Annotated in this window: 15 protein-coding genes and 1 tRNA gene; 9 read left to right on the top strand and 7 right to left on the bottom strand. The window is 71.3% G+C overall.

The window, feature by feature from the left end; translation table 11 throughout:
* Positions 1 to 30 precede the first annotated feature (30 nt).
* On the bottom strand, positions 31 to 843 hold the full coding sequence (locus tag RC1_RS15295; RefSeq protein ID WP_419760924.1) for an undecaprenyl-diphosphate phosphatase: 813 nt from the start codon (positions 841 to 843) through the stop codon (positions 31 to 33).
* A gap of 489 nt (positions 844 to 1,332) precedes the next feature.
* Here RC1_RS15295 and RC1_RS15290 point away from each other — a divergent pair, with 489 nt between their 5' ends.
* From RC1_RS15290 to gltB, 3 genes are read left to right on the top strand one after another with little or no spacing between them, the layout of a single operon-like run.
* Positions 1,333 to 2,796 (top strand): NAD(P)-dependent oxidoreductase, encoded by a 1,464-nt coding sequence (locus tag RC1_RS15290; protein ID WP_012568337.1) that lies wholly within the window; start codon positions 1,333 to 1,335, stop codon positions 2,794 to 2,796.
* A 56-nt stretch (positions 2,797 to 2,852) separates the two neighbouring features.
* Positions 2,853 to 3,500, top strand: coding sequence for a glutathione S-transferase family protein (locus tag RC1_RS15285; protein ID WP_012568336.1), 648 nt, complete (start codon positions 2,853 to 2,855; stop codon positions 3,498 to 3,500).
* Positions 3,501 to 3,511: 11 nt separating this feature from the next.
* The gene (gltB, locus tag RC1_RS15280) at positions 3,512 to 8,068 is read left to right on the top strand and encodes a glutamate synthase large subunit (protein WP_012568335.1); all 4,557 of its coding nucleotides are present in this window, start codon (positions 3,512 to 3,514) and stop codon (positions 8,066 to 8,068) included.
* Between the two features lie 80 nt (positions 8,069 to 8,148).
* Here gltB and RC1_RS15275 read toward each other — a convergent pair whose 3' ends face one another.
* The gene (locus RC1_RS15275) at positions 8,149 to 10,122 is read right to left on the bottom strand and encodes a hypothetical protein (protein WP_012568334.1); all 1,974 of its coding nucleotides are present in this window, start codon (positions 10,120 to 10,122) and stop codon (positions 8,149 to 8,151) included.
* A 182-nt stretch (positions 10,123 to 10,304) separates the two neighbouring features.
* Positions 10,305 to 10,379: transfer RNA gene (locus RC1_RS15270), tRNA-Gln, on the bottom strand.
* 165 nt (positions 10,380 to 10,544) lie between these two features.
* Between RC1_RS15270 and RC1_RS15265 the strand changes: the two genes are divergently transcribed.
* Entirely contained in the window at positions 10,545 to 11,702 is a 1,158-nt protein-coding gene (locus RC1_RS15265) for an SEL1-like repeat protein (RefSeq protein ID WP_012568333.1), read from the top strand.
* Between the two features lie 4 nt (positions 11,703 to 11,706).
* Here the strand turns inward: RC1_RS15265 and ftsE are convergent, their stop codons facing one another.
* Positions 11,707 to 12,474 (bottom strand): cell division ATP-binding protein FtsE, encoded by a 768-nt coding sequence (gene ftsE, locus RC1_RS15260; RefSeq protein WP_012568332.1) that lies wholly within the window; start codon positions 12,472 to 12,474, stop codon positions 11,707 to 11,709.
* A gap of 115 nt (positions 12,475 to 12,589) precedes the next feature.
* On the bottom strand, positions 12,590 to 13,468 hold the full coding sequence (locus tag RC1_RS15255) for a hypothetical protein (protein WP_012568331.1): 879 nt from the start codon (positions 13,466 to 13,468) through the stop codon (positions 12,590 to 12,592).
* Between the two features lie 328 nt (positions 13,469 to 13,796).
* Between RC1_RS15255 and RC1_RS20310 the strand changes: the two genes are divergently transcribed.
* From RC1_RS20310 to RC1_RS15240, 3 genes are read left to right on the top strand one after another with little or no spacing between them, the layout of a single operon-like run.
* Entirely contained in the window at positions 13,797 to 14,801 is a 1,005-nt protein-coding gene (locus tag RC1_RS20310; RefSeq protein ID WP_012568330.1) for a DUF2218 domain-containing protein, read from the top strand.
* Positions 14,802 to 14,831: 30 nt separating this feature from the next.
* Positions 14,832 to 15,542 carry a TIGR04283 family arsenosugar biosynthesis glycosyltransferase gene (locus RC1_RS15245; protein ID WP_012568329.1) on the top strand — a complete coding sequence of 237 codons (711 nt, stop codon included), beginning with the start codon at positions 14,832 to 14,834 and terminating at the stop codon, positions 15,540 to 15,542.
* A complete protein-coding gene (locus RC1_RS15240; protein ID WP_012568328.1) occupies positions 15,539 to 16,165 on the top strand; it encodes a TIGR04282 family arsenosugar biosynthesis glycosyltransferase in 627 nt (208 codons plus the stop codon). The genes RC1_RS15245 and RC1_RS15240 overlap by 4 nt, the downstream gene beginning before the upstream one ends.
* On the opposite strand, the gene moaB is transcribed toward RC1_RS15240, so the two are convergent.
* Positions 16,162 to 16,698 (bottom strand): molybdenum cofactor biosynthesis protein B, encoded by a 537-nt coding sequence (gene moaB / locus RC1_RS15235; protein ID WP_012568327.1) that lies wholly within the window; start codon positions 16,696 to 16,698, stop codon positions 16,162 to 16,164. The genes RC1_RS15240 and moaB overlap by 4 nt on opposite strands.
* A 48-nt stretch (positions 16,699 to 16,746) precedes the next feature.
* On the bottom strand, positions 16,747 to 17,643 hold the full coding sequence (locus RC1_RS15230) for a uracil-DNA glycosylase (protein ID WP_012568326.1): 897 nt from the start codon (positions 17,641 to 17,643) through the stop codon (positions 16,747 to 16,749).
* 120 nt (positions 17,644 to 17,763) lie between these two features.
* On the opposite strand from RC1_RS15230, the gene RC1_RS15225 reads away from it, so the two are divergent.
* Complete coding sequence (locus tag RC1_RS15225; RefSeq protein ID WP_012568325.1) at positions 17,764 to 19,425, top strand: electron transfer flavoprotein-ubiquinone oxidoreductase; 1,662 nt, start codon at positions 17,764 to 17,766, stop codon at positions 19,423 to 19,425.
* A 290-nt stretch (positions 19,426 to 19,715) separates the two neighbouring features.
* The gene (locus RC1_RS15220) at positions 19,716 to 21,515 is read left to right on the top strand and encodes a tetratricopeptide repeat protein (protein ID WP_012568323.1); all 1,800 of its coding nucleotides are present in this window, start codon (positions 19,716 to 19,718) and stop codon (positions 21,513 to 21,515) included.
* The last annotated feature ends 66 nt before the right edge of the window (positions 21,516 to 21,581 follow it).

Here is a 21,581-nt window from a genome sequence, read left to right as displayed (position 1 = left end):
CAGGCGCGCCCGGCCGTCCGGTGCGGACCGTCAGCCGGCCAGCAGGCCGAACCAGACCAGCATGGCCGAGCCGACGGCGATCCGGTACCAGGCGAACGGCGTGAAGCCGTAGCGGGCCACGAAGTCCACCAGCGTCCTCACCACCAGCAGCGCCGAGACGAAGGCGGCGGCGAAGCCGACGGCGATCAGCCCGACCCCGTCCAGTGTCATCACGTCCATGTTCTTGTAGACGTCATAGACGGACGCCCCCAGCATCGTCGGGATGGCGACGAAGAAGCTGAACTCCGCCGCCGTGCGCCGGTCCACCCCCATCATCAGCGCGCCCAGGATGGTGGCGCCGGAGCGGGAGACGCCGGGCACCAGCGCCAGGCACTGCACCAGTCCGATCTTCAGGGCCAGCAGCGGCGGGAACTCCTCCACCGCATGCCAGCGCGAGGCCGGCACCAGCCGCTCCACCGCAATGATGGCGAAGCCGCCGACGATCAGGGCGACGGAGACGACCAGCGGGCTGAACAGCACGCTCTTGATGAAGCCGTGCGCCGCGGCGCCGATCACGGCGGCGGGCAGGAAGGCCAGCAGGATGGCGCCGGCGAAGCGCCACGCGGCGGGATCGCGCGCCAGCACGCCCAGCAGCACCCGCCAGAGCTTGGCGAAGTAGACGACCAGGATGGCGAGGATGGCGCCGAGCTGGATGACCACCTTGAAGACATCCTGTTCCTGCCCCTGGAACCCCAGGAATTCGGCCACCAGGATCAGGTGTCCGGTGGAGGAGACGGGCAGGAACTCGGTCAGCCCCTCCACGATGCCGAGCAGGAGGGCTTCGAGATAGGGAACCGTATCGATCACGATCGGGGTCCGTGTCTTGCGGAACGGGAGGGCGCGGCGCGCCGATGCGTCGCACGACGCCCCGCGCTTATAGCAGCCGGTCCGTGTCCGGGCGAGGCCGGCGCGTGCAGTGCAGCGGTAGCGGGGCCGGGGGCACGCGGCAACGGAGCGCGCGGCGCAGGCACCCCGGAGGGCGCAGACTGCGGTCGGGCGCCCAGGACGATAGGTCCGGATCGGACCCATTGCCGCCCGCTGCAGTCGAAACTCATTTGCAACAGAGGCGCGCAGGCCAGACATGCACCGCTATTTGGTCAGTATTGCTGACGTATTGGCGAAAAAGTGCTGGCCCGGCCAGGGCGTTGGTTTTATATGAACCCCCAGGGGCGGGAACGGGCAGTGCCGTTGCCCCGTCCGGATCGACCAACCGCCGGATCAGATAACCGCCGGATCGACAGACCGGACGCCGTGGCGGCCCGCCGCGGCGGCGCGACAAGGGGAAAAGCCGCCATGGCGACGCAGAAGATGCTGGGCTTCGTCCACACCGGGCAACGGATGCCCGACAAGCGGGACGCCACCCTGCGCCGGCAGGACTTCCAGGAGATCTACGCCCGCTTCAGCGACGCCGCGGCGAAGCAGCAGGCGGGCCGCTGCTCCCAGTGCGGCGTGCCCTTCTGCCAGGTCCACTGCCCGGTGCAGAACAACATCCCCGATTGGCTGAAGCTGACGGCGGAAGGCCGGCTGGAGGAAGCCTACGAGGTCTCCCAGGCGACCAACAACTTCCCCGAGATCTGCGGCCGCATCTGCCCGCAGGACCGGCTGTGCGAGGGCAACTGCACGATCGAGCAGTCCACCCACGGCACCGTCACCATCGGCGCGGTGGAGAAGTACATCACCGACACGGCCTGGGAACGCGGCTGGGTGAAGCCGGTGCAGCCGGTGCGCGAGCGCGCCGGCAGCGTCGGCATCATCGGCGCCGGCCCGGCCGGGCTGGCCGCGGCGGAACAGCTCCGCCGCAAGGGCTACGAGGTGCATGTCTACGACCGCTACGACCGCATCGGCGGCCTGCTGATCTACGGCATTCCCAGCTTCAAGCTGGACAAGGACGTGGTGCTGCGCCGCGGCGCCCTGCTGGAGCAGGCCGGCGTCCGCTTCCATCTGGGCTTCGAGGTCGGCCGCAACGCCAGCCTGACGGATCTGCGCCTGCGCCATGACGCGGTGCTGATCGCCTGCGGCGTCTACAAGGCGCGCGACCTGGGCGGCCCCGGCGCCGGGCTGGACGGCATCATCCCCGCCCTGGACTACCTGACCGCCAGCAACCGCAAGGGGCTGGGCGACACGGTGGTGGATTTCGAGACGGGCATGCTGAACGCCCACGGCAAGAACGTCGTCGTCATCGGCGGCGGCGACACCGCCATGGACTGCGTGCGCACGGCCATCCGCCAGGGCGCCGCCTCGGTGAAGTGCCTCTACCGCCGCAACCGGGCCAACATGCCCGGCTCCCAGCGCGAGGTGGCGCACGCCGAGGAGGAGGGGGCGGAGTTCGTCTGGCAGGCGGCGCCGGAGGCGTTCCTGGGCGATTCCCATGTCACCCATGTCCGCGCCCACCGCATGCACATGGGCGTGGCCGACGCCACCGGCCGGCAGACGCCGACCCCGATCGAGGGCAGCGGCTTCACGCTGGAGGCCGATCTGGTCGTCAAGGCCCTGGGCTTCGACCCGGAGGACGTGCCCACCCTGTTCGGTGACCCGACCCTGAAGGTCAGCCGCTGGGGCACGGTGCAGGCCAACCACCGCACCCTGATGACGAACCTGGACGGCGTCTTCGCCGCCGGCGACATCGTGCGCGGCGCCAGCCTCGTCGTCTGGGGCATCCGCGACGGCCGCGACGCGGCGGAGAGCATCCACCACTACATCCAGGCCAAGGCGGCAACGGGCGGGAAGCCGGCCTCCGCCGCCGCGGTCGCCGCGTGAGTTCCCTCCTGCCGGACGGTCTCCACGCCGCCCGGCGGCCCGACGGAAGGCCCCCGATGCTCCGGCTCTACGACAACCTCTCCTCCGGGAACGGCTACAAGGTGCGCTGGATGCTGGCGCAGCTCGGCCTGCCGCATGAGCGGGTGGAGCTGGACATCGACCGCGGCGACAGCCGCACGCCCCAGTTCCTGGCGGTCAACCCGAACGGCCGTGTCCCGGTGCTGCGGCTGGGGCCGGGCGACCATCTGGCCGAATCCAACGCCATCCTGCGCTGGCTGGCCGAGGGCACGCCCTTCTGGCCGGACGGGCGGCGCGAGAAGGCGGCCGTGCTGCAATGGCTGTTCTGGGAGCAGTACAGCCACGAACCCAACGTCGCCACGGCGCGCTTCTGGATCACCCACCGCTTCGAGATGACGCCGGAGCGCGTCCACGCCCTGGTGCTGAAGCGGGAGCAGGGCTACGCCGCCCTGCGCCAGATGGAGGCGCACCTGATGCGCCACGACTGGATGGTGGGCGACCGCTGCACCATCGCCGACGTGGCGCTCTACGCCTACACGCATGTGGCCGAGGAAGGCGGGTTCGAGCTGGACCGCTTCCCGGCCGTGCTGCGCTGGCTGGACCGCTTCGCGGCACAGCCCGGCCATATCCGCATCACCGACCCGACGGGCACGGACGTGCCCTTCGACCCTGACCTTCTTGCCTGACGGGGCCCGCCATGACCGACGACATCCGCAACGCCGGTGAGATCTTCGCGCGCGACTATGCGCGGAACCGAGCCCTGCTGGAGACGGAAGGGCAGATCGACACGGCCGAGCACGACGCCTGCGGCGTCGGCTTCATCGCCGCCCTGGACGGCGCCCCCCGCCGCGCCGTGGTGGAGCGCGCCATCGACGCGCTGCGCGCACTCTGGCACCGCGGCGCGGTGGATGCCGACGGCAAGACCGGCGACGGGGCCGGCATCCATGTCCAGGTGCCGCAGTCCTTCTTCCGCGAGCATGTCGGCCGCACCGGCCATCCCGAGCCGGCGGGCCTGATCGCGGTCGGGCAGGTGTTCCTGCCGCGCACCGACCTGGAGGCGCAGGAGCGCTGCCGCTCCATCGTCGAGACCGAGATCCTGAAGTGGGGCTACACCATCTATGGCTGGCGCCAGGTCCCCATCAACATCGGGGTGATCGGGGAGAAGGCGAACGCCTCCCGGCCGGAGATCGAGCAGATCATGATCGGCACGCCGAAGCCGGTCGCCGCCGGCAGCAAGGAGGCCGACCAGCTCGAACGCGACCTCTACATCATCCGCCGCCGCATCGAGAAGGCGGTGATCGCGGAGCAGGTGGTCGGCTTCTACATCTGCTCGCTGTCCGCCCGCTCGATCATCTACAAGGGCATGTTCCTGGCGGAACAGCTCACCGCCTTCTATCCGGACCTGCTGGACCCGCGCTTCGAGTCCAACTTCGCCATCTACCACCAGCGCTATTCGACCAACACCTTCCCGACCTGGTGGCTGGCGCAGCCCTTCCGCACCCTCGCCCACAACGGCGAGATCAACACGCTGAAGGGCAACGTCAACTGGATGAAGGCGCACGAGACGCGGATGGACAACGAGATCCTCGGCCCGCATGTCGAGGACGTGAAGCCCGTCATCCCGGCCGGCGGCTCCGACAGCGCCGCCCTCGATTCCGTGTTCGAGCTGCTGGTCAAGGCCGGCCGCTCCGCCCCCATGGCGAAGACCATGCTGGTGCCGGAGGCGTGGTCGCACACCGAGACCATGCCGAAGGAGCACCAGGACCTCTACAGCTACGTCAACGCGGTGATGGAGCCGTGGGACGGCCCCGCGGCGCTGGCCATCTATGACGGCCGCTGGGTCATGGGCGGCATGGACCGCAACGGCCTGCGCCCGATGCGCTACGTCGTCACCGGCGACGGGCTGCTGATCGCCGGCTCCGAAGCGGGCATGGTCAAGGTCAACGAGCCGACGGTGGTGGAGAAGGGCCGGCTGGGGCCGGGCCAGATGATCGCCGTCGATCTGGCCGAGGGCCGGCTCTACAAGGACCGGGAGATCAAGGACAAGCTGGCGGCGCAGCGTCCCTACGGCACCTGGGTGAAGAACATCACCGTGCTGGACGATCTGGTGAAGCAGGCCCCCGTGGAGCCCGCGGAGCTGAGCAAGGAGGAGCTGCGCCGGCGCCAGACCACCTACGGCGTCACCCTGGAGGATCTGGAGACGATCCTGCACCCGATGGTGGAGGACGCCAAGGAAGCCATCGGCTCCATGGGCGACGACGGCCCGCTGGCCGTGCTGTCGGAGAAGTACCGCGGCCTGCACCATTACTTCCGGCAGAATTTCAGCCAGGTGACGAACCCGCCGATCGACAGCCTGCGCGAGCGCCGGGTCATGACCCTGCGCACCCGGCTGGGCAATCTGGGCAACATCCTGGAGGAGGATGCGAGCCAGACCCGCCTGCTCCAGCTCGACAGCCCGGTGCTGACCACGGCCGAATTCCGCGCCATGCGCGGCTACATGGGCGACACCGCGGCGGAGGTGGACTGCACCTTCGACGCCAAGGGCGGCGAGACGGCCCTGCGCGACGCCCTGCGCCGCGTCCGCCAGGAGGCGGAGGATGCGGTGCGCGGCGGCGCCACCCATGTCATCCTGACCGACGAGCGCATGGGGCCGGCGCGCGCCGCCATCCCCATGATCCTGGCGACCGGCGCCGTCCACACCCACCTGATCCGGCAGCAGCTCCGCACCTTCACCTCGCTGAACGTGCGCTCGGGCGAGTGCCTGGACACCCATTACTTCGCCGTGCTGATCGGCGTCGGCGCCACCACGGTGAACGCCTATGTCGCGCAGGAGGGCATCGCCGACCGGCACCGCCGCGGCCTGTTCGGGGAGCTGACCCTGGAGCAGTGCCTGCAACGCTACAAGCAGGCGGTGAACGACGGCCTGCTGAAGATCATGTCCAAGATGGGCATCTCGGTCATCAGCAGCTACCGCGGCGGCCTGAACTTCGAGGCGGTCGGCCTGTCGCGCAGCCTGGTCGCGGACTTCTTCCCCGGCATGGTCAGCCGCATCAGCGGCATCGGCCTGATCGGCATCCAGGAGGAGGTGCTGGAACAGCACAAGGTCGCCTGGGACGAGGAGGTCGTGGCCCTGCCGGTCGGCGGCTTCTACAAGTTCCGCAAGGGGGGGGACCGCCACGCCTGGGAGGGCGGGCTGATCCACACCCTGCAGACCGCCGTCGCCACCGACAGCTATTCCACCTTCAAGAAGTACTCCGAAGGCATCCACAAGCGCCCGCCGCTGGCCCTGCGCGACCTGCTGGACTTCAAGCCGTCGCAGGGCGCCGTGCCGCTGGACGAGGTGGAGAGCATCACCAGCCTGCGCAAGCGGCTGGTCACGCCGGGCATGTCGCTGGGGGCGCTCAGCCCCGAGGCGCACGGCACCCTGAACGTCGCCATGAACCGGATCGGCGCCAAGTCCGATTCCGGCGAGGGCGGCGAGGACCCGGCGCGCTTCAAGCCCGACCGCAACGGCGACAACTGGAACAGCGCCATCAAGCAGGTCGCCTCGGGCCGCTTCGGCGTCACGGCCGAGTATCTGAACCAGTGCCGCGAGATCGAGATCAAGGTCGCGCAAGGGGCGAAGCCCGGCGAGGGCGGCCAGCTTCCCGGCTTCAAGGTGACGGAGCTGATCGCCCGGCTGCGCCATTCCACCCCGGGCGTCACCCTGATCAGCCCGCCGCCGCACCATGACATCTACTCCATCGAGGATCTGGCGCAGCTCATCTACGACCTGAAGCAGATCAACCCCGACGCCAAGGTCTGCGTGAAGCTGGTCGCCCGCTCGGGCATCGGCACCGTGGCCGCCGGCGTCGCCAAGGCCGGCGCCGACGTGATCCTGGTCTCCGGCCACAACGGCGGCACCGGCGCCTCGCCGCAGACCTCCATCAAGTTCGCCGGCGTGCCGTGGGAGATGGGCCTGTCGGAGGTGCAGCAGGTGCTGGTGCTGAACCGGCTGCGCCACCGCGTCGTGCTGCGCACCGACGGCGGGCTGAAGACCGGCCGCGACATCGTGATGGCCGCCATGCTGGGGGCGGAGGAGTTCGGCATCGGCACCGCCGCCCTGGTCGCCATGGGCTGCATCATGGTGCGCCAGTGCCACTCCAACACCTGCCCGGTCGGTGTCTGCGTGCAGGACGAGACGCTGCGGCAGAAGTTCACCGGCACGCCGGAGAAGGTCGTCAACCTGTTCAGCTTCATCGCCGAGGAGGTGCGCGAGATCCTGGCCTCGCTGGGCTTCCGCAGCCTGAACGAGGTGATCGGCCGGACCGACCTGCTGCATCAGGTCAGCCGCGGCGCCGCCCATCTGGACGATCTGGACCTCAACCCGCTGCTGGCCCAGGCGGACCCGGGCGAATACGCCCGCTACTGCACCCTGGTCGGCCGCAACGAGGTGCCGGACACGCTGGACGCCCAGATGATCAAGGACGCCCGCGCGCTGTTCGAGGACGGCGAGAAGACCCAGCTCCAGTACAATGTGCAGAACACGCACCGGGCGATCGGCACGCGGCTCAGCGCCATGATCACCCGCAAGTTCGGCATGACCGGACTGCAGCCGGGCCACGCCACGGTGCGGCTGCGCGGCTCGGCCGGGCAGTCGCTGGGCGCCTTCGCCGTGCAGGGGCTGAAGATCGAGGTGTTCGGCGACGCCAACGACTATGTCGGCAAGGGCCTGTCGGGCGGCACCATCGTCGTCCGGCCGCTGACCGCCAGCCCGCTGAAGTCGAACGAGAACACCATCATCGGCAACACGGTGCTGTACGGCGCCACGGCGGGCAAGCTGTTCGCCGCGGGGCAGGCGGGTGAGCGCTTCGCCGTCCGCAATTCCGGCGCCGTCGTGGTGGTGGAGGGCTGCGGCTCCAACGGCTGCGAGTACATGACCGGCGGCACCGCCGTGATCCTGGGCCGGGTCGGCGACAACTTCGCCGCCGGCATGACCGGGGGCATGGCCTTCGTCTATGACGAGGAGGGCGGCTTTCCGAAGTCGGTCAACGGCGACAGCGTGATCTACCAGCGCCTCCAGGTCTCCTACTACGAGTCCCTGCTGAAGGAACTGATCGAGGAGCATGTGGCCGAGACGGGCAGCCGCTGGGCCAGCCGCCTGCTGAACGACTGGGAGCTGGTGCGCGGCCGCTTCTGGCAGGTGGTGCCGAAGGAGATGCTGAACCGGCTCAAGGTCCCCGTCGTCCCGCCCCAGGCGCTGAGCGCCGAATAGGCGGCGGGCCGTCCCGCGCGCGGATCATCCCGACGGAGCCCGCCCCGGGTTCCGTCGGGCGGCGCTCCCTTCAAGGCCCGTCACTGCATGGCGTTGTGGAAGCAGAACAGCGCCAGCAGCAACTCGTCCAGGCCGTCGGTGCGGGCGCGGTCCCGCACCGTGCCGAAGTAGTTGCCGAAGGCGCTGCCGTAGATGCAGCAGTCGCGGAAGTAGCCGGCCAGCATCGCCAGATCCTCCGGCCTGTCGGACAGGCCGGGGTCGGTGACGACCGCCGTCAGGGCGTTCAGGGCCGTGACCGCCTTCTCCCCGCCGGGGATCACGGGATAGGGCGTGTAGGTGGTCTTCACGGACAGGTACGGCGTCGCCAGCATCTGGACCAGATTGGCGGTGTTGGCGCCTTCCAGGATCACCGGGAAACGGCTGATCTGGACAAGGATCTGGAAGACGGGCTGCGGCAGGGCCGGGGGCGTGTGGAAGACCACGAGCGAGGCACCGGGCCCCGTCTCCAGGATCTCCGTGAGGATGGCCAGGGCCTGGGGGTCCGTGAGGGCGACGGGCCGGCCGCCGCACTGCTGGACCACCGGCGCCACATCCATCTTGGAGATGACCAGCGGCACCGCCGGCGCCGGAAGCTCGGCCCCCTTCGCGACCGCCGCCAGCCCGGCCAGGATGTTCGTCAGGGCGACGGCCGGGTCCGGCGCCTGATGGATGCCGTAGACCGTCATGGGGCAGATCGCCCCCTTCCCTTTCCCCTTCAGTGCTGCCGCCACGAAGGCGTCCAGGAACGCCGCCACGCCCTTGTCGGCCAGCCCGTCCAGGATGGCGCCATAGTCCTGCGGCTCGATGGGGTCGATCAGATAGGCCGTGTCCAGCGGCAGCGGCAGCGGCCAGGGGGGCCGCCCGTCGGCGCAGAGGCAGCGCAGGTGCGGATACCAGCAGTAGGGCTGCAACAGCATCAGGGCGGGGGTCCGCAGAATCTCCCGGCGGTAGGCGTCCGTCTCCGGGAAGGACCGTTCCGACGCCGCGATCAGGCCCAGGCAGGGCGTCGCGCCGGGATCGGTATCGAACGCCGGCTTGGCCACGAAGCTCGTGTTCTTCCCGTACAGGGGATTGGTGGCGTAGCCGGGATCGAGCAGGGCCACCTTGTCCCGCACGCTGATCTCCGCCACGCTCTCGATCCGGACGGTGAAGCAGACCCGGGCCGGGTCCATGGGCGGGTTCTCCAGCGGGCGGTTCCAGCCATACTTCTGTCCGGCCGGGGTCGTGCCCACGAAACTGGAACAGGCGGGCAGGTTGGTGAAGATCGCCTGGAGGAACGGCTTGTCGTAATGCTCCTCCCCGTTCGTGTTGTCGGTGAAGACGACCTCCACCTGCAGCGGGTCGGTGCCGGTCTTCGTCTGCACCCGGGTCGGCACCAGCCCCGCCGCCGTGGCGCAGGCATTGGCGACCGCGGTGCAGCAGCCCGCATCGTCGTTGCCCCGCGGCGTGGCAAGGATCGCCAGCCCGGTCAGCTCGAAATGGTCCAGGGTCGGGTCCGGGTCGAGCAGGACCTCGATCGGCCCGGCATAGCCCAGCCGGCGCAGGTTCCGCAGCAGCAGGAGGGCGGCGGCCTGGTTGCCCAGGTTGGGGCCGACATCGACGCCGACCCGGATCAGCTTCTGCGTCGTCAGCACGCCGGTCGCCACGGTGGCGGCGTCGCCCGGCAGCGTCGGCACCAGGGGCGCAAGGCCGACGGTCAGGGCGATGCTCTTCTCCAGCGGGGCCGCCACCGCACTGGACGTGTACGGCCCCGGCACGAATCTCTCGCCCGTGACGTAGTAGCCCGGCAGATCGAAGGAGAGCTTGAACTGCACCGCCGCGAAGCTGCCGCGGCCCAGCACGGCCGTTCCCTCCTTGTCCGTGGTGACACTCGCCAGCGCAAGTTTCACCGAGACCCCGCTTGGGGTCAGGGTCAGCACGACACCGGGCAGGGGCGCGCCGCTGAACTCGTCCACCAGCCGGATGCGGATCTCGGCCGCCTCCCCGGCGTTCATCACCACGACCGTGACCGGCACCCGTCCCTCCGTCCCCGCCGGGGGCGGCACACCCCCCAGGGAAGACGCGCGCCCGGCCCGGCTGTGACGGGTCAGGCGTGAAGGATCAGGTGTGACGGATCAGGTGTGGCAGGTCCCCGCACACGCTTGACGCTCACGCGGAAGGGGGAGCGACAGGCGTCAAGGGCCGGGCATGATCGGGCTGGCTGGGGCGCCAGGATTCGAACCTGGGAATGGCGGTACCAAAAACCGCTGCCTTACCGCTTGGCGACGCCCCATCCGCGGCGGGAGGCGGGGGTTATACCCGGACTCGCCCGTCCGCGCAACGGCCCGTGCATGTCACGGAAATCCGCCGTTTCCGGGGCATCGGCAGAGTGGCCGCCGGAAGCATTCATGCTAGGGTGCGGTCGTCCTGCCCCCCGCAATCGTGGAGTACGCCGGCAATGCGCCGGAGTCTGGCCGTTCTGATCTGCACCCTGCTGGCCGCCACCCCCGCCCTGCCCGCCCGGGCGGAGACAGTGGCGAAACCGTCCGGTCCCGCCAAGCCCGTCCCGCCGGCCAGACCGGCCGCGGCGAAGCCGCAGAAGCCCCAGGCCGCGAAGCCGGCCCCGGCGAAGCCGCAGAAGCCCCAGGCCGCGAAAGCGTCGAACAGGACCGCGGCCGCCAAGGCGGCCGGAAAACCGGCGGCGAAGACCCTGGCGAAGAAGCGCACCGCCCGGGCCGCACCGGCGGCGGCGGCGACCGCCGCGGCCCTGGCCGCCGCGGGGGCCCGGCCGCTCCCTGCCAATGCCGACCCTGCCCTGCTGACCCTGGAGGCGCGCGCCAGCGCCGGAGAGTCGGCGGCGCAGCTCGAACTGGCGGACCGGCTCTCCTCCGGCTCGCTGGAGGGCGAGGCGGACCTGCCGCGCGCGCTCTACTGGTACGAGAAGGCCGCCGCGGCCGGAGAGGCGGACGCCTGCTGGTCGCTGGCGGCGCTGAACCGCGGCGGGCTGGGCCTGCCGGTGGACATGGACGGGGCGCTGGACTGGTACGTGAAGGCGGCCGAGCTGGGCCATGCCGAGGCGATGTACGATCTGGGCCTGCTGTTCGCCGAAGGGGCCGCGGTGGACCGCGACCCGGCACTGGCGGCGCAGTGGTTCGAGCTGGCGGCCGACGCCGGCGTGGAGCGGGCGCGGTTCATGCTCGGCATCCTGTACGAACAGGGGGTGGACGGCGCCCCCGACCTGGAGACGGCCGCCGCCTGGTACGCCCAGGCCGCCGCCGAGGGCGACAGCACCGCGATGGCCGCGCTGAAGCGGCTGGCCGACGGCGGCCGCAATGTCGAGGTCGCGGCGGCCCTGCCGGCGCTGTCCCCCGCCGCGGCCGGAACCGGGGATGAGGGCGACAGCGGCCCGCGGCCCCTGGACCGCGCCGGGGTGGCGGAGGTGCAGCGCCGGCTCAAGGCCCTGGGCTATCCGATGGGCCGGGCGGACGGGCTGACCGGACCGCGCACCGAAGCGGCCATCCGGGCCTTCCAGAAGGACCGCCGGCTGACGGTGGACGGCCGCGCCACGGCGGCCCTGCTGGAGCAGATCCGGGCCGCGGACGGTACCCGCTCCTGACGGTTCAGAACAACGGGTCCCGCAGGGTGTCCTGCGGGTCGGACGGTGCAACGGCGGGTCCGGACGGCGCCGCCTCCGGCGCGGGCCGGCCGGCGCGGTCGGGCGACAGCCACCACGACGCCTCCGCCAGCTTGCCCTCATAGAGTTCCAGCACCGGCTTCTGCAGGCGGTCCACCAGGTACATGTCGTGGGTGGCGACGACGACCGTGGTGCCCAGCTTGTTCATCTCGATGAACAGCCGCATGATCTTGTGCGACATCTCGCGGTCGATGTTGCCGGTCGGCTCGTCCGCGACGATGAGCTGGGGGCTGGTGACGACGGCGCGCGCGATGGCGACAAGCTGCTTCTGGCCGCCCGACAGCACCGGCGGCAGCAGGTGCATGCGGTCGCCCAGCCCGACCCAGGCCAGCAGGTCCGTCACCGCCTCCTGGATGCGGCGGTCGCCGGTGCCGGCGATGCGCAGCGGCAGCGCCACGTTGTCGAACACGGTCATGTGGTCGAGCAGGCGGAAGTCCTGGAAAACCACCCCGATGCGCCGGCGCAGCTCCGGCAGGGTGCCGCGCGGCAGCGTGGAAAGCTGCTGCCCGAACAGGCTGACCAGCCCGCGCGACGGCCGCTCGGACAGGGTCAGCAGCTTCAGAAGGCTGGACTTGCCGGCCCCGGTGGGGCCGGTCAGGAAATGGAAGGAGCCCGCCGCCAGCTCGAAGCTGATGTCGCGCAGCACCTCGGGCCCCGTCCCGTAGCGCAGGCCCACATTCTCGAACCGGACCAAGGTTCCACATCCCCCCGGAAGCGCGCCATCCCCGCCCCGGACCTGCCGGCGGACAGGTCAGGGAGCGGGAACGGCGGAACAGGTGCGGCGGGCGGGGTGTTCCGCGCCCGGCCGGTCAGTTGCTGCCGAGGCCCAGGGGCTCCGGCTGGGGGTTTGCCGGCATGCCGGCCGGCGGCGTGCCGAACTGGGCGCCGAGCTGGGCGCCGGGCATCAGGCCGGCACGCTCGAACGCGGCCAGGGTCTCCGCCGCCCAGGCCTTGAGGTCGGTCAGGCCGCCATGGCCGGTCCAGACATCGATGCCGTAGCGCTTCTCCAGATCGACCTCGTTCAGCTTCAGTGCGTCGCGGACGGAGATGAACTCCTTCTCCAGCAGGCCCCAGATGTCCGACTCGCAGCGCTTCATCTGGATCAGGCCGACGCCCATGCCCTGGAACGCCTTGAGACGCTTGAAGGCGGGATCGTTCTCGTAGCGGCTGAAACCGCCGGCGACCTCGTTCAGCACGACGAAGCGGCGCGCGAACGGCAGCCACTCGTTCTTGTCGAAGCTGTACTGCAACAGCGCGCGGGCATCCTCGATCGCCTGCGACTCCGCCTTGGTGGCGACGATCAGGTCGAGCGGGGCGGTGTTGCGGCGGCGCAGCAGGGCGCCGGCATTGCGCGCCTCGGCCCAGGCGAACAGCTCGGCCGCCACGTTGGCGCCGACATCAATGACGAAACCGCCGTCGAGCAGGGTACGGCCGAACTCGTCCCAGTACTTGATGGCGAGGTTCGGGTCGGTCGAGCTTTTGACCTTCGTGAGGTCCTCGCCGATGCCCAGTTCCTTCACATTGGGGAACAGCCGGCCGAACTTGGAGCGCTGGTTGAGGGTGTCGCTGTCGGCGGCGGCCAGCTTCACCGGCACGCCCTTGATCTCGTGCTGCAACGCCAGCATCTGGGCCACCAGGGTCTTGCCCTGTCCACCCGTCTTCGCCATCGAAATGAATGTGCGGGTCATTCCTTGTGTCTCCTGCTCGCGTGCGGGCGGCTGTCCGTCGTTCGTCCGCCGCGGGACCGTCGCCCCCTTCGACGGTGCGCGCGCCGATTTTCGGCGTACCCCGGTCGGCATAGGTCCCCCTCTGGTCGGCGGCGAATCGTTACTCGGATTTCTGCCCTGCATCAACGCCGCTGGTCGCCACAGGCAACAGCCGACCGGCAAATTTCACACCACCGCCGCATCACCGCAGCCATCGGGTCCCTGGTGGTACCCGATCCGGACTTGCGTCCGGCAGAGTTTAGATATATCTATTCATCGTCATATCGAATTCTGAAGCGACGAGGATCCCATGAGGGAGATGATGATGATGAAGGCTTTTGCGATGGGCGGCCGGGCGGGTCGCTGCGGCCTGCCCGGCCGCCGTTTCGCCCACGGCTTCGGCGATGGCGACGGACCCCGCGGGGGCGGGCATCGGGGGGGCGGGCGCCCTGGCGGCGGACATGGCGAGGGCGGACCCGGTGACGGTCCCTGGGGCGGGTCCTGGGGCGGGCACCGTGGCGGCCGGCATGGCGGCGGCCGGCGCGGCCGGCTGCTGGACCAGGGCGACCCGCGCCTGCTGGCGCTGCACCTGCTGTCGGAGAAGCCGCGCCACGGCTATGAGCTGATCCGCGCCATGTCGGACCTGCTGGGCGGCGCCTACAGCCCCAGCCCCGGCATGATGTACCCGACCCTGAGCCTGCTGGAGGATCTGGGCTATGTCGCCCGTGACGAGAGCGAGGGCGGCCGCAAGCCCTACACCCTGACCCCGGCCGGCGCGCTGTTCCTGGAGGAGAACCGCCCGCTGGTGGAAACGGCGCTGCAGCGTGCCCGCAGCGTCCGCGACCGCCACCGCGGCATCCCGGAGGTGGAGGCGGCCATGGACGGGCTGAAGCGCGCCCTGGCCGGCCGCCTGTCCCGCCCGTCGCTGACGGCGCAGGAGATCGCCGCCGCCGCCGCCGCCCTGAACGCCGCCGCCGCGGCGATCGAGGCCCTGCCGACGACCGCCCCGGAGGACACCGCCATGGTCCGCGCCACGGCCACCATCGCGACGGCCAATGCCGCGCGCTACCTGACCCAGCTCTGCAAGCACTGGAGCCACCGCTTCGACGTCCGCTTCGACGAGACGACCGGCGACATCCCCTTCGGCGACGGCAACAGCTGCGCGCTGACCGCCACGCCCGAAGGGCTGGGGATCACGGTCACGGCCCAGGATGCGGCCACGCTGGAACGGCTCCAGGAGGTGGTGATCGACCATCTCCGGCGCTTCGCCTTCCGCGAGGAGCTGGGCACGCCGGACTGGCGCGCCGTGGACTGACCGGGCGGGCCACGGCATAAGGGCGGGACCATGCCGCCCGCCCCGCCCCTTCCCCCGGCCCCGGCGCCCCCCGCCCTTTCGGTGGTGATCCCGGCGCTGGACGCCGCCGCCGCCCTGCCGGCCACGCTGGACGCCCTGTCCGGCTGGCCGGGGGCGGAGATCGTCGTCGTGGACGGCGGTTCGGCGGACGGCACGGCGGCGCTGGCCGCCGCCCGCGGGTGCCGGGTCCTGACGGCAGCGCGGGGACGCGGCATCCAGCTTGCGGCCGGGGCGCGGGCGGCGACAGGCGACTGGCTGCTGTTCCTGCACGCCGACACGGTGCCCGCCCCCGGCTGGACCGATGCCGTCATGGCCTTCCTGGCCCGGCCGGACGCCGGCGCCCGCGCCGGCTGGTTCCGCTTCGTCCTGGACGCGGCGGAGCCCCAGGCCCGCCGGCTGGAGCGGCTGGTGGCGTGGCGCTGCCGGGTGCTGGCCCTGCCCTACGGCGACCAGGGGCTGCTGCTGTCCCGCCGCCTGTACGGGACGGTCGGCGGCTACCGGCCGCTGCCGCTGATGGAGGATGTGGATCTGGTACGCCGGCTGGGCCGGCGGCGGCTGGTGCCGCTGGGGGCGGCGGCCGTCACCTCGGCCGCGCGCTGGCGGCGCGACGGCTGGTGGCGCCGCTCCGCCCGCAATCTGGGCTGCCTCGCCCTCTGGCACCTGGGCGTGCCGCCCCGGCTGATCGCGCGGGTGTACGGATGAGGCCGCGGGTCGTCGTGCTGGCGAAGGCGCCGCGCCTGGGCCGGGTGAAACGCCGGCTGGCCCGCGGCGTCGGGGAGGCGGAGGCGCTGCGGATCTACCGCGCCTGTCTGGCCGCGACGCTGCGCCGGCTGGGCCGCGACCCGCGCTGGGACTGCGTGCTGGCGGTGGCGCCCGACCGGGCGCTGACCGGCTGGCCGCGGCCCTGCCAGACGCGGCCCTGGCAGACACGGCCGCAGGGGCACGGCGACCTGGGCGAGCGCATGCTGCGCGGGCTCGCGGGCGGTCCCGGCGGACGCAGGCGGGGGCCGGCGGTGCTGGTGGGCGGCGACATCCCGGAGATCACGGCGGCGGCCGTGGCCGGGGCGCTGGCCCGGCTGCGGCGGGCGGACGCCGTGTTCGGCCCGTCCGAGGACGGCGGCTACTGGCTGATCGGCTTCCGCCGCCCGCCGCGGCGCACCGACCTGCTGGCCGGGGTGCGCTGGTCGAGCCCGCAGGCCCTGGCCGACAGCCGGGAACGGCTGGCACGGGCGGGCCTGACCACGGAACTGGCCGATCCCCTGGCCGACCTGGACGACCGGGAGTCCCTGCGCCGCTGGCGGCGGACGGCGCGGTCGAGACCCTAGCCCGGATGCTCCTGCAACCGGGGCATCAGCTCCACCAGGTTGCAGGGGCGGTGGCGGCTGTCGAGCTGCCATTTCAGGATCAGGTCCCAGCCGTCGCGGCAGGCGCCGGGGCTGCCCGGCAGGGCGAACAGATAGGTGCCGCCGGCGACCCCGCCGACGGCCCGGCTCTGCATCGTGCTGGTGCCGATCTGGTCGTAGCTGAGCTGGCGGAACAGCTCCCCGAAGCCGTCGATGCGCTTCTCGAACAGGCTCTCGAACGCCTCCGGCGTCACGTCGCGGCCGGTCAGCCCGGTGCCGCCGGTGGAGATCACGACATCCACCGCCGGGTCGGCGATCCAGCCGCGCAGCACGTCCACGATCGCCCGCACGTCATCCTTCACCAGCGCACGGCCGGCCAGCCGGTGGCCGGCCCCGGTCAGCCGCTCCACCAGCGTGTCGCCGGAGCGGTCGTCGGCGAGGTCGCGGCTGTCGGAGACGGTCAGCACGGCGATGTTGACCGGCAGGAAGGGACGGCTTTCGTCGATGCGGGCCATGGGCGCGGCTCCCGGGGCTGGGGGATCGGACGGCAGGGGTGGCACGGATCAGCGGCCGGCGTCCAGCGCCTCCAGCCGCTCCTGCAACGCCAGCAGATCCTTCCACGCCTCCCGCTTGGCGGCCGGATTGCGCAGCAGATAGGCGGGATGCAGCATCGGCAGGGCCGGCAGCGGCCGGGACAGGCCGGGGCTGGCGTAGTCGAACCAGCGCCCGCGCAGGCGGGTGATGCCCTCCGTCCGCTGCAGCAGGGACTTGGCGCTGATGCCGCCGAGGAAGACCAGCACCGCCGGGTTCACCAGGTCGATATGGCGCTGCACGAAGGGCAGGCAGGCCGCGATCTCCCCGTCCGTCGGGCTGCGGTTTCCAGGGGGCCGCCAGTTTACCACGTTCGTGATGTAGACGGCCCGGTCGGGCGTGTCCGCCCTGCGGTCGAGCCCGATGGCGGCCAGCATCCGGTCCAGCAGCAGGCCGGCCGGCCCGACGAAGGGCCGGCCCTGCCGGTCCTCCTGCTCGCCCGGCGCCTCCCCCACCAGCATCACCCGCGCCGCCGGATCGCCGTCGGCGAAGACAAGACTGGTGGCGGTGTGGCGGAGCGCGCAGCCCTCGAACGCGGCGAGCGCCGCCTTCAGCTCCGGCAGGGTGGCGGCCGCGGCGGCCGCGGCACGGGCGGTCTGGGAGGATTCCGCCGCTCCCAGCGGCGGCGGCGACGCGGACACGGCCCCGGCGGTGGCCGGACCGGAAGCGGCGGGGCGGGCGGCCCCGGGCCGGGCCGGGCCGGGAGCGCGGGGCGGCACGGCAGCGGACGGACGGTCCGTCTCCGGCCCGACGGCACGCCCGCGGGCGGCGATCGCCGTCCAGTCCGTCGGCCGGTCGTTCACCGCCTCGTCGGCCCCGATCTCCGCCAGAAAGCGGAGGGCCGCGACACTCTGCCCCAGTTCAATCATGGTTTGACCCTGCCATCGCTCCTATGCTTCTACATCAGCCGTTCACCATACCGAATCATTTCCCGCCGGAGGCCAGGGTAACAGGGCCAGGGCAACGATAAATCCACGCTGGGGAGCGAAATGGAACGAGAATCGATGCAGTACGACGTCGTGATCGTGGGCGCCGGCGCAGCCGGTCTGTCCGCCGCGATCCGGCTCAAACAGCTCGCCGCGGAACAGGGACACGATGTCAGCGTCTGCGTCCTGGAGAAGGGCTCCGAAGTCGGAGCCCATATCGTATCCGGGGCTGTCCTGGACCCGCGGGCTCTCACGGAACTGATCCCCGACTGGAAGGAGAAGGGGGCTCCCCTCCACACCCCCGTCACGGACGACCGCTTCTACATCCTGAAGGAGGAGGGCGGCTTCCGCATCCCGAACTTCATGTTGCCGCCGCTGATGCACAATGACGGCAACTACATCATCAGCCTGGGCTCGCTCTGCCGCTGGCTGGCACAGCAGGCCGAAGCCCTGGGCGTGGAGATCTATCCCGGCTTCGCCGCGGCCGAGGTGGTGTACAACGAGGACGGCTCGGTCAAGGGCGTCGCCACGGGCGACATGGGCATCGGCAAGGACGGGGAGCCGACCGACCGCTACACCCCCGGCATGGAGCTGCACGGCACCTATACCTTCTTCGCCGAGGGGGTGCGCGGGAACCTGTCAAAGCAGTTGATGGAGCGCTTCGACCTGCGCCGCGACTGCGATGTGCAGAAGTACGGCATCGGCATCAAGGAACTCTGGCAGGTCGATCCCGCCAAGCACAGGCCGGGCCGGGTCTCCCACACCCAGGGCTGGCCCCTGGACAAGAAGACCACCGGCGGGTCCTTCATGTACCACCTGGAGGACAATCTGGTCGCCATCGGCTTCGTGGTGAACCTGGACTACTGGAACCCCCACCTGTCGCCCTTCGAGGAATTCCAGCGCTTCAAGCAGCACGCGTCGATCCGGGCCATCCTGGAGGGTGGCAAGCGGCTGTCCTACGGTGCCCGCGCCATCAACGAGGGCGGCCTCCAGTCGGTGCCGAAGCTGGCCTTCCCCGGCGGTGCGCTGATCGGCTGCTCCGCCGGCTTCGTGAACGTGCCCCGCATCAAGGGCACCCACAACGCCATGGAGACGGGCATGCTGGCCGCCGACGCGGCCTTCGCCCGGCTGAAGGCGGGTGTCGGCCCGGGCGACACGCTGGACGTCTACGAGAAGTCCTTCAAGGACAGCTGGGCCTACGAGGATCTGTACAAGGTCCGCAACGTGAAGCCGGGCCTGCGCTGGGGCATGACCCTGGGCACCCTGCACGCCGGCTTCCAGATGTGGCTGCACGAGCTGAAGCTGAACTGGCTGCTGCCCTACACGCTGCACCACAGGAAGGCCGACCATGAGAGCCTGGTGCCGGCCGACCAGGCGCCGAAGATCAAGTATCCGAAGCCGGACGGCGTCGTCAGCTTCGACCGCCTCTCCTCGGTCTACCTCTCCAACACGAACCATGAGGAAGACCAGCCGGCGCACCTGAAGCTGAAGGATCCCTCGATCCCGATCAGCTACAACCTGCCCACCTACGACGAGCCGGCGCAGCGCTACTGCCCGGCCGGGGTCTACGAGGTGGTGCGCAACGACGACGGCAGCAATCCGCGCTTCGTCATCAACTTCCAGAACTGCGTCCACTGCAAGACCTGCGATATCAAGGACCCGCAGCAGAACATCGTCTGGACCGTGCCGGAGGGCGGCGGGGGTCCGAACTATCCGAACATGTGATCCGGCCCCGCACGGGCCCGGCAGCGGAATCACAAGATACTGACAGGATGCGGACCGCCGACGGCGGTCGTGACGGGACAGGCCCGCCGGACGGCATCCGGCGGGCGTCCGGTCCGGGAAAGGTCACAGCCGCCGTCCCGGAACATGCCCTTTCCGGGTGCGCAACCTTGTTGATCCCTTAAGTCCTTTCTGGATACGCTCCTTTCGCGCAGCGGATTTGGAGAAAGCCCCGCCGCGCCCCCGTCGACGGGGCCATGCGAACGGACGGCAGACGGATGGAACGGGCAGGGATGGGACAGGCCGGTATCACGCGCTCCGGTCGGCACGGGATCCGGGGCGGCAGCAGGTCCGCGGCGGTGCTGGCCCTGCTGGCAGCGCTGGCCCTGCCGGTGCTGGCCGGAGGGACGCGGGCCGAACCGGACAAGGCCACCTCCGGCGCCGATGCGGCGGCCGACCGGCTGTCCGGTGAGGCGATGGCCAGCTATCTGTCCGGCCGCGTCGCGCAGAACGCCGGCGACGGCAAGGCCGCGGCCCGGCTGCTGAGCGAGGCGCTGGCCCATGACCCCGACAACCCGGAGCTGCGCCGGCGCGCCTTCCTGGTGAACCTGTCCGAAGGCAACATGACCGGGGCGTTGCCCCTGGCCCGCCGCGCCGTGGAGGACGGCCGTGGTACCTTCGCCGCCCACGCCCTGCTGGTGGCCGACGACATCGCCGCCGGCCGGACCAAGGAGGCGCGGGCGCGGCTGGCGGCGCTGCCGGCCGACGGGCCGGGCCGCCTCGTCGCCCCCCTGGCGACCGCCTGGACGGAGGTCGCCGCCGGCAATCCCGACGCGGCCCTGGCCGCGCTGGAGACGCTGGACAAGCTGGGCGGGGCGCCGGGCTTCACCGCGCTGCGCCATTTCCAGACGGCGCTGATCGAGGATCTGCGCGGCAACGCCGATGCCGCGGCCGCGGCCTATGTGCAGGCCCTGGCGGACGGAATGCCGCTGCGGCCGGTGCTGCTGGCCGGCAACTTCTACGAACGTCAGGGCCGGCCGGACCAGGCCCGCGCCCTCTATGCCGCCTTCCTGGCGGAGAATCCGGAGTCCCCCGCCCTGGAGCAGACCCTGGCCCGGCTGGAGGCCGGCGGCACGCCCCCGCGCCTTGTCGCCGACGCCCGCGACGGGCTGGCGGAGGCGTTGTTCGACATGGCGGCGGGCCTGCACCGGGAGGGCGCGGCGGACGCGGCGCTGATCTTCGCCCGCATCGCCCTGCACCTGAAGCCGCAGCAGCCGCTCGCCCGGATGATGGTGGGCGACATCCTGATGGCCCGCGAGCGGCCGCAGGACGCGCTGGAGGAATACCGGGCCGTGACCGGCGATCCGGCCGTGGGCTGGGCGGCACGCCTGCGCGAAGCGGACGCGCTGCACCGGGCCGGGCACGCCGACGAGGCCGTGCCGATGCTGGAGGCGATGGCCGCCGAGCGGCCGGGGCGGACCGATGCCCTGCTGGAGCTGGGCGACATCCACCGCATCGCCGGCCGGTACGCGGCGGCGGTGGCCGCTTACGACCGCGCTGCCGCCCGCCTGCCCGCGGGGGAGCCCGGCCGACGCGACTGGGTGCTGTACTTCGCCCGCGGCATGTCGCTGGAAGGGGAAGGCCGCTGGCCGGAGGCGGAAGCCGATCTGCGCCGCGCCCTGGCGCTGAACCCCGACCACCCGTCAATCCTGAACTTCCTGGGCTATGGCTGGGCCGACCGCGGCATCCACCTGGAGGAGGCGCGGGCGCTGCTGGAGAAGGCCGTCGCCCTGCACCCCGACAACGGCCACATCATGGACAGCCTGGGCTGGGCGCTGTTCCGGCAGGGCGAAATCCCCCGTGCCGTGGAGACACTGGAGCGCGCCGCCGAACTGCAACCGTTCGAGCCCGAGATCAACGACCATCTGGGCGACGCCTACTGGGTCGCCGGCCGCCGTACCGAGGCGCGGTTCCAGTGGCGCCGGGCGGCGCAGCAGGCCGAGGACGACACGCTGCGCCACACGGCGGAGGCGAAGCTGAAGGACGGCCTGCCCCTGCCCCGGACGGCCGGCACCGCCCCGGCGACGCCCTGACGCCGGGCGCTTCCGGCCGGGGGACAGGTGCGCCTGATGCAGGGCGCCGCAGCCCGGCCCGCCCGG

It is taken from the genome of Rhodospirillum centenum SW, assembly GCF_000016185.1.
Lineage (GTDB): Bacteria > Pseudomonadota > Alphaproteobacteria > Azospirillales > Azospirillaceae > Rhodocista > Rhodocista centena.
Note: the sequence above shows the minus strand (reverse complement) of the source record. Positions and strands in the feature narration are given on the sequence as shown.

Bases quoted from the DNA above. Each gene is read 5' to 3' on its own strand.
- RC1_RS15290 (WP_012568337.1), top strand. From the start codon at position 1,333: ATGGCGACGCAGAAGATGCTGGGCTTCGTCCACACCGGGCAACGGATG.
- RC1_RS15240 (WP_012568328.1), top strand. From the start codon at position 15,539: ATGAGGCCGCGGGTCGTCGTGCTGGCGAAGGCGCCGCGCCTGGGCCGG.
- RC1_RS15230 (WP_012568326.1), bottom strand. From the start codon at position 17,643: ATGATTGAACTGGGGCAGAGTGTCGCGGCCCTCCGCTTTCTGGCGGAG.
- RC1_RS15285 (WP_012568336.1), top strand. From the start codon at position 2,853: ATGCTCCGGCTCTACGACAACCTCTCCTCCGGGAACGGCTACAAGGTG.
- moaB (WP_012568327.1), bottom strand. From the start codon at position 16,698: ATGGCCCGCATCGACGAAAGCCGTCCCTTCCTGCCGGTCAACATCGCC.
- RC1_RS20310 (WP_012568330.1), top strand. From the start codon at position 13,797: ATGAGGGAGATGATGATGATGAAGGCTTTTGCGATGGGCGGCCGGGCG.
- RC1_RS15255 (WP_012568331.1), bottom strand. From the start codon at position 13,468: ATGACCCGCACATTCATTTCGATGGCGAAGACGGGTGGACAGGGCAAG.
- RC1_RS15245 (WP_012568329.1), top strand. From the start codon at position 14,832: ATGCCGCCCGCCCCGCCCCTTCCCCCGGCCCCGGCGCCCCCCGCCCTT.
- RC1_RS15265 (WP_012568333.1), top strand. From the start codon at position 10,545: ATGCGCCGGAGTCTGGCCGTTCTGATCTGCACCCTGCTGGCCGCCACC.
- RC1_RS15225 (WP_012568325.1), top strand. From the start codon at position 17,764: ATGGAACGAGAATCGATGCAGTACGACGTCGTGATCGTGGGCGCCGGC.
- gltB (WP_012568335.1), top strand. From the start codon at position 3,512: ATGACCGACGACATCCGCAACGCCGGTGAGATCTTCGCGCGCGACTAT.
- RC1_RS15220 (WP_012568323.1), top strand. From the start codon at position 19,716: ATGGGACAGGCCGGTATCACGCGCTCCGGTCGGCACGGGATCCGGGGC.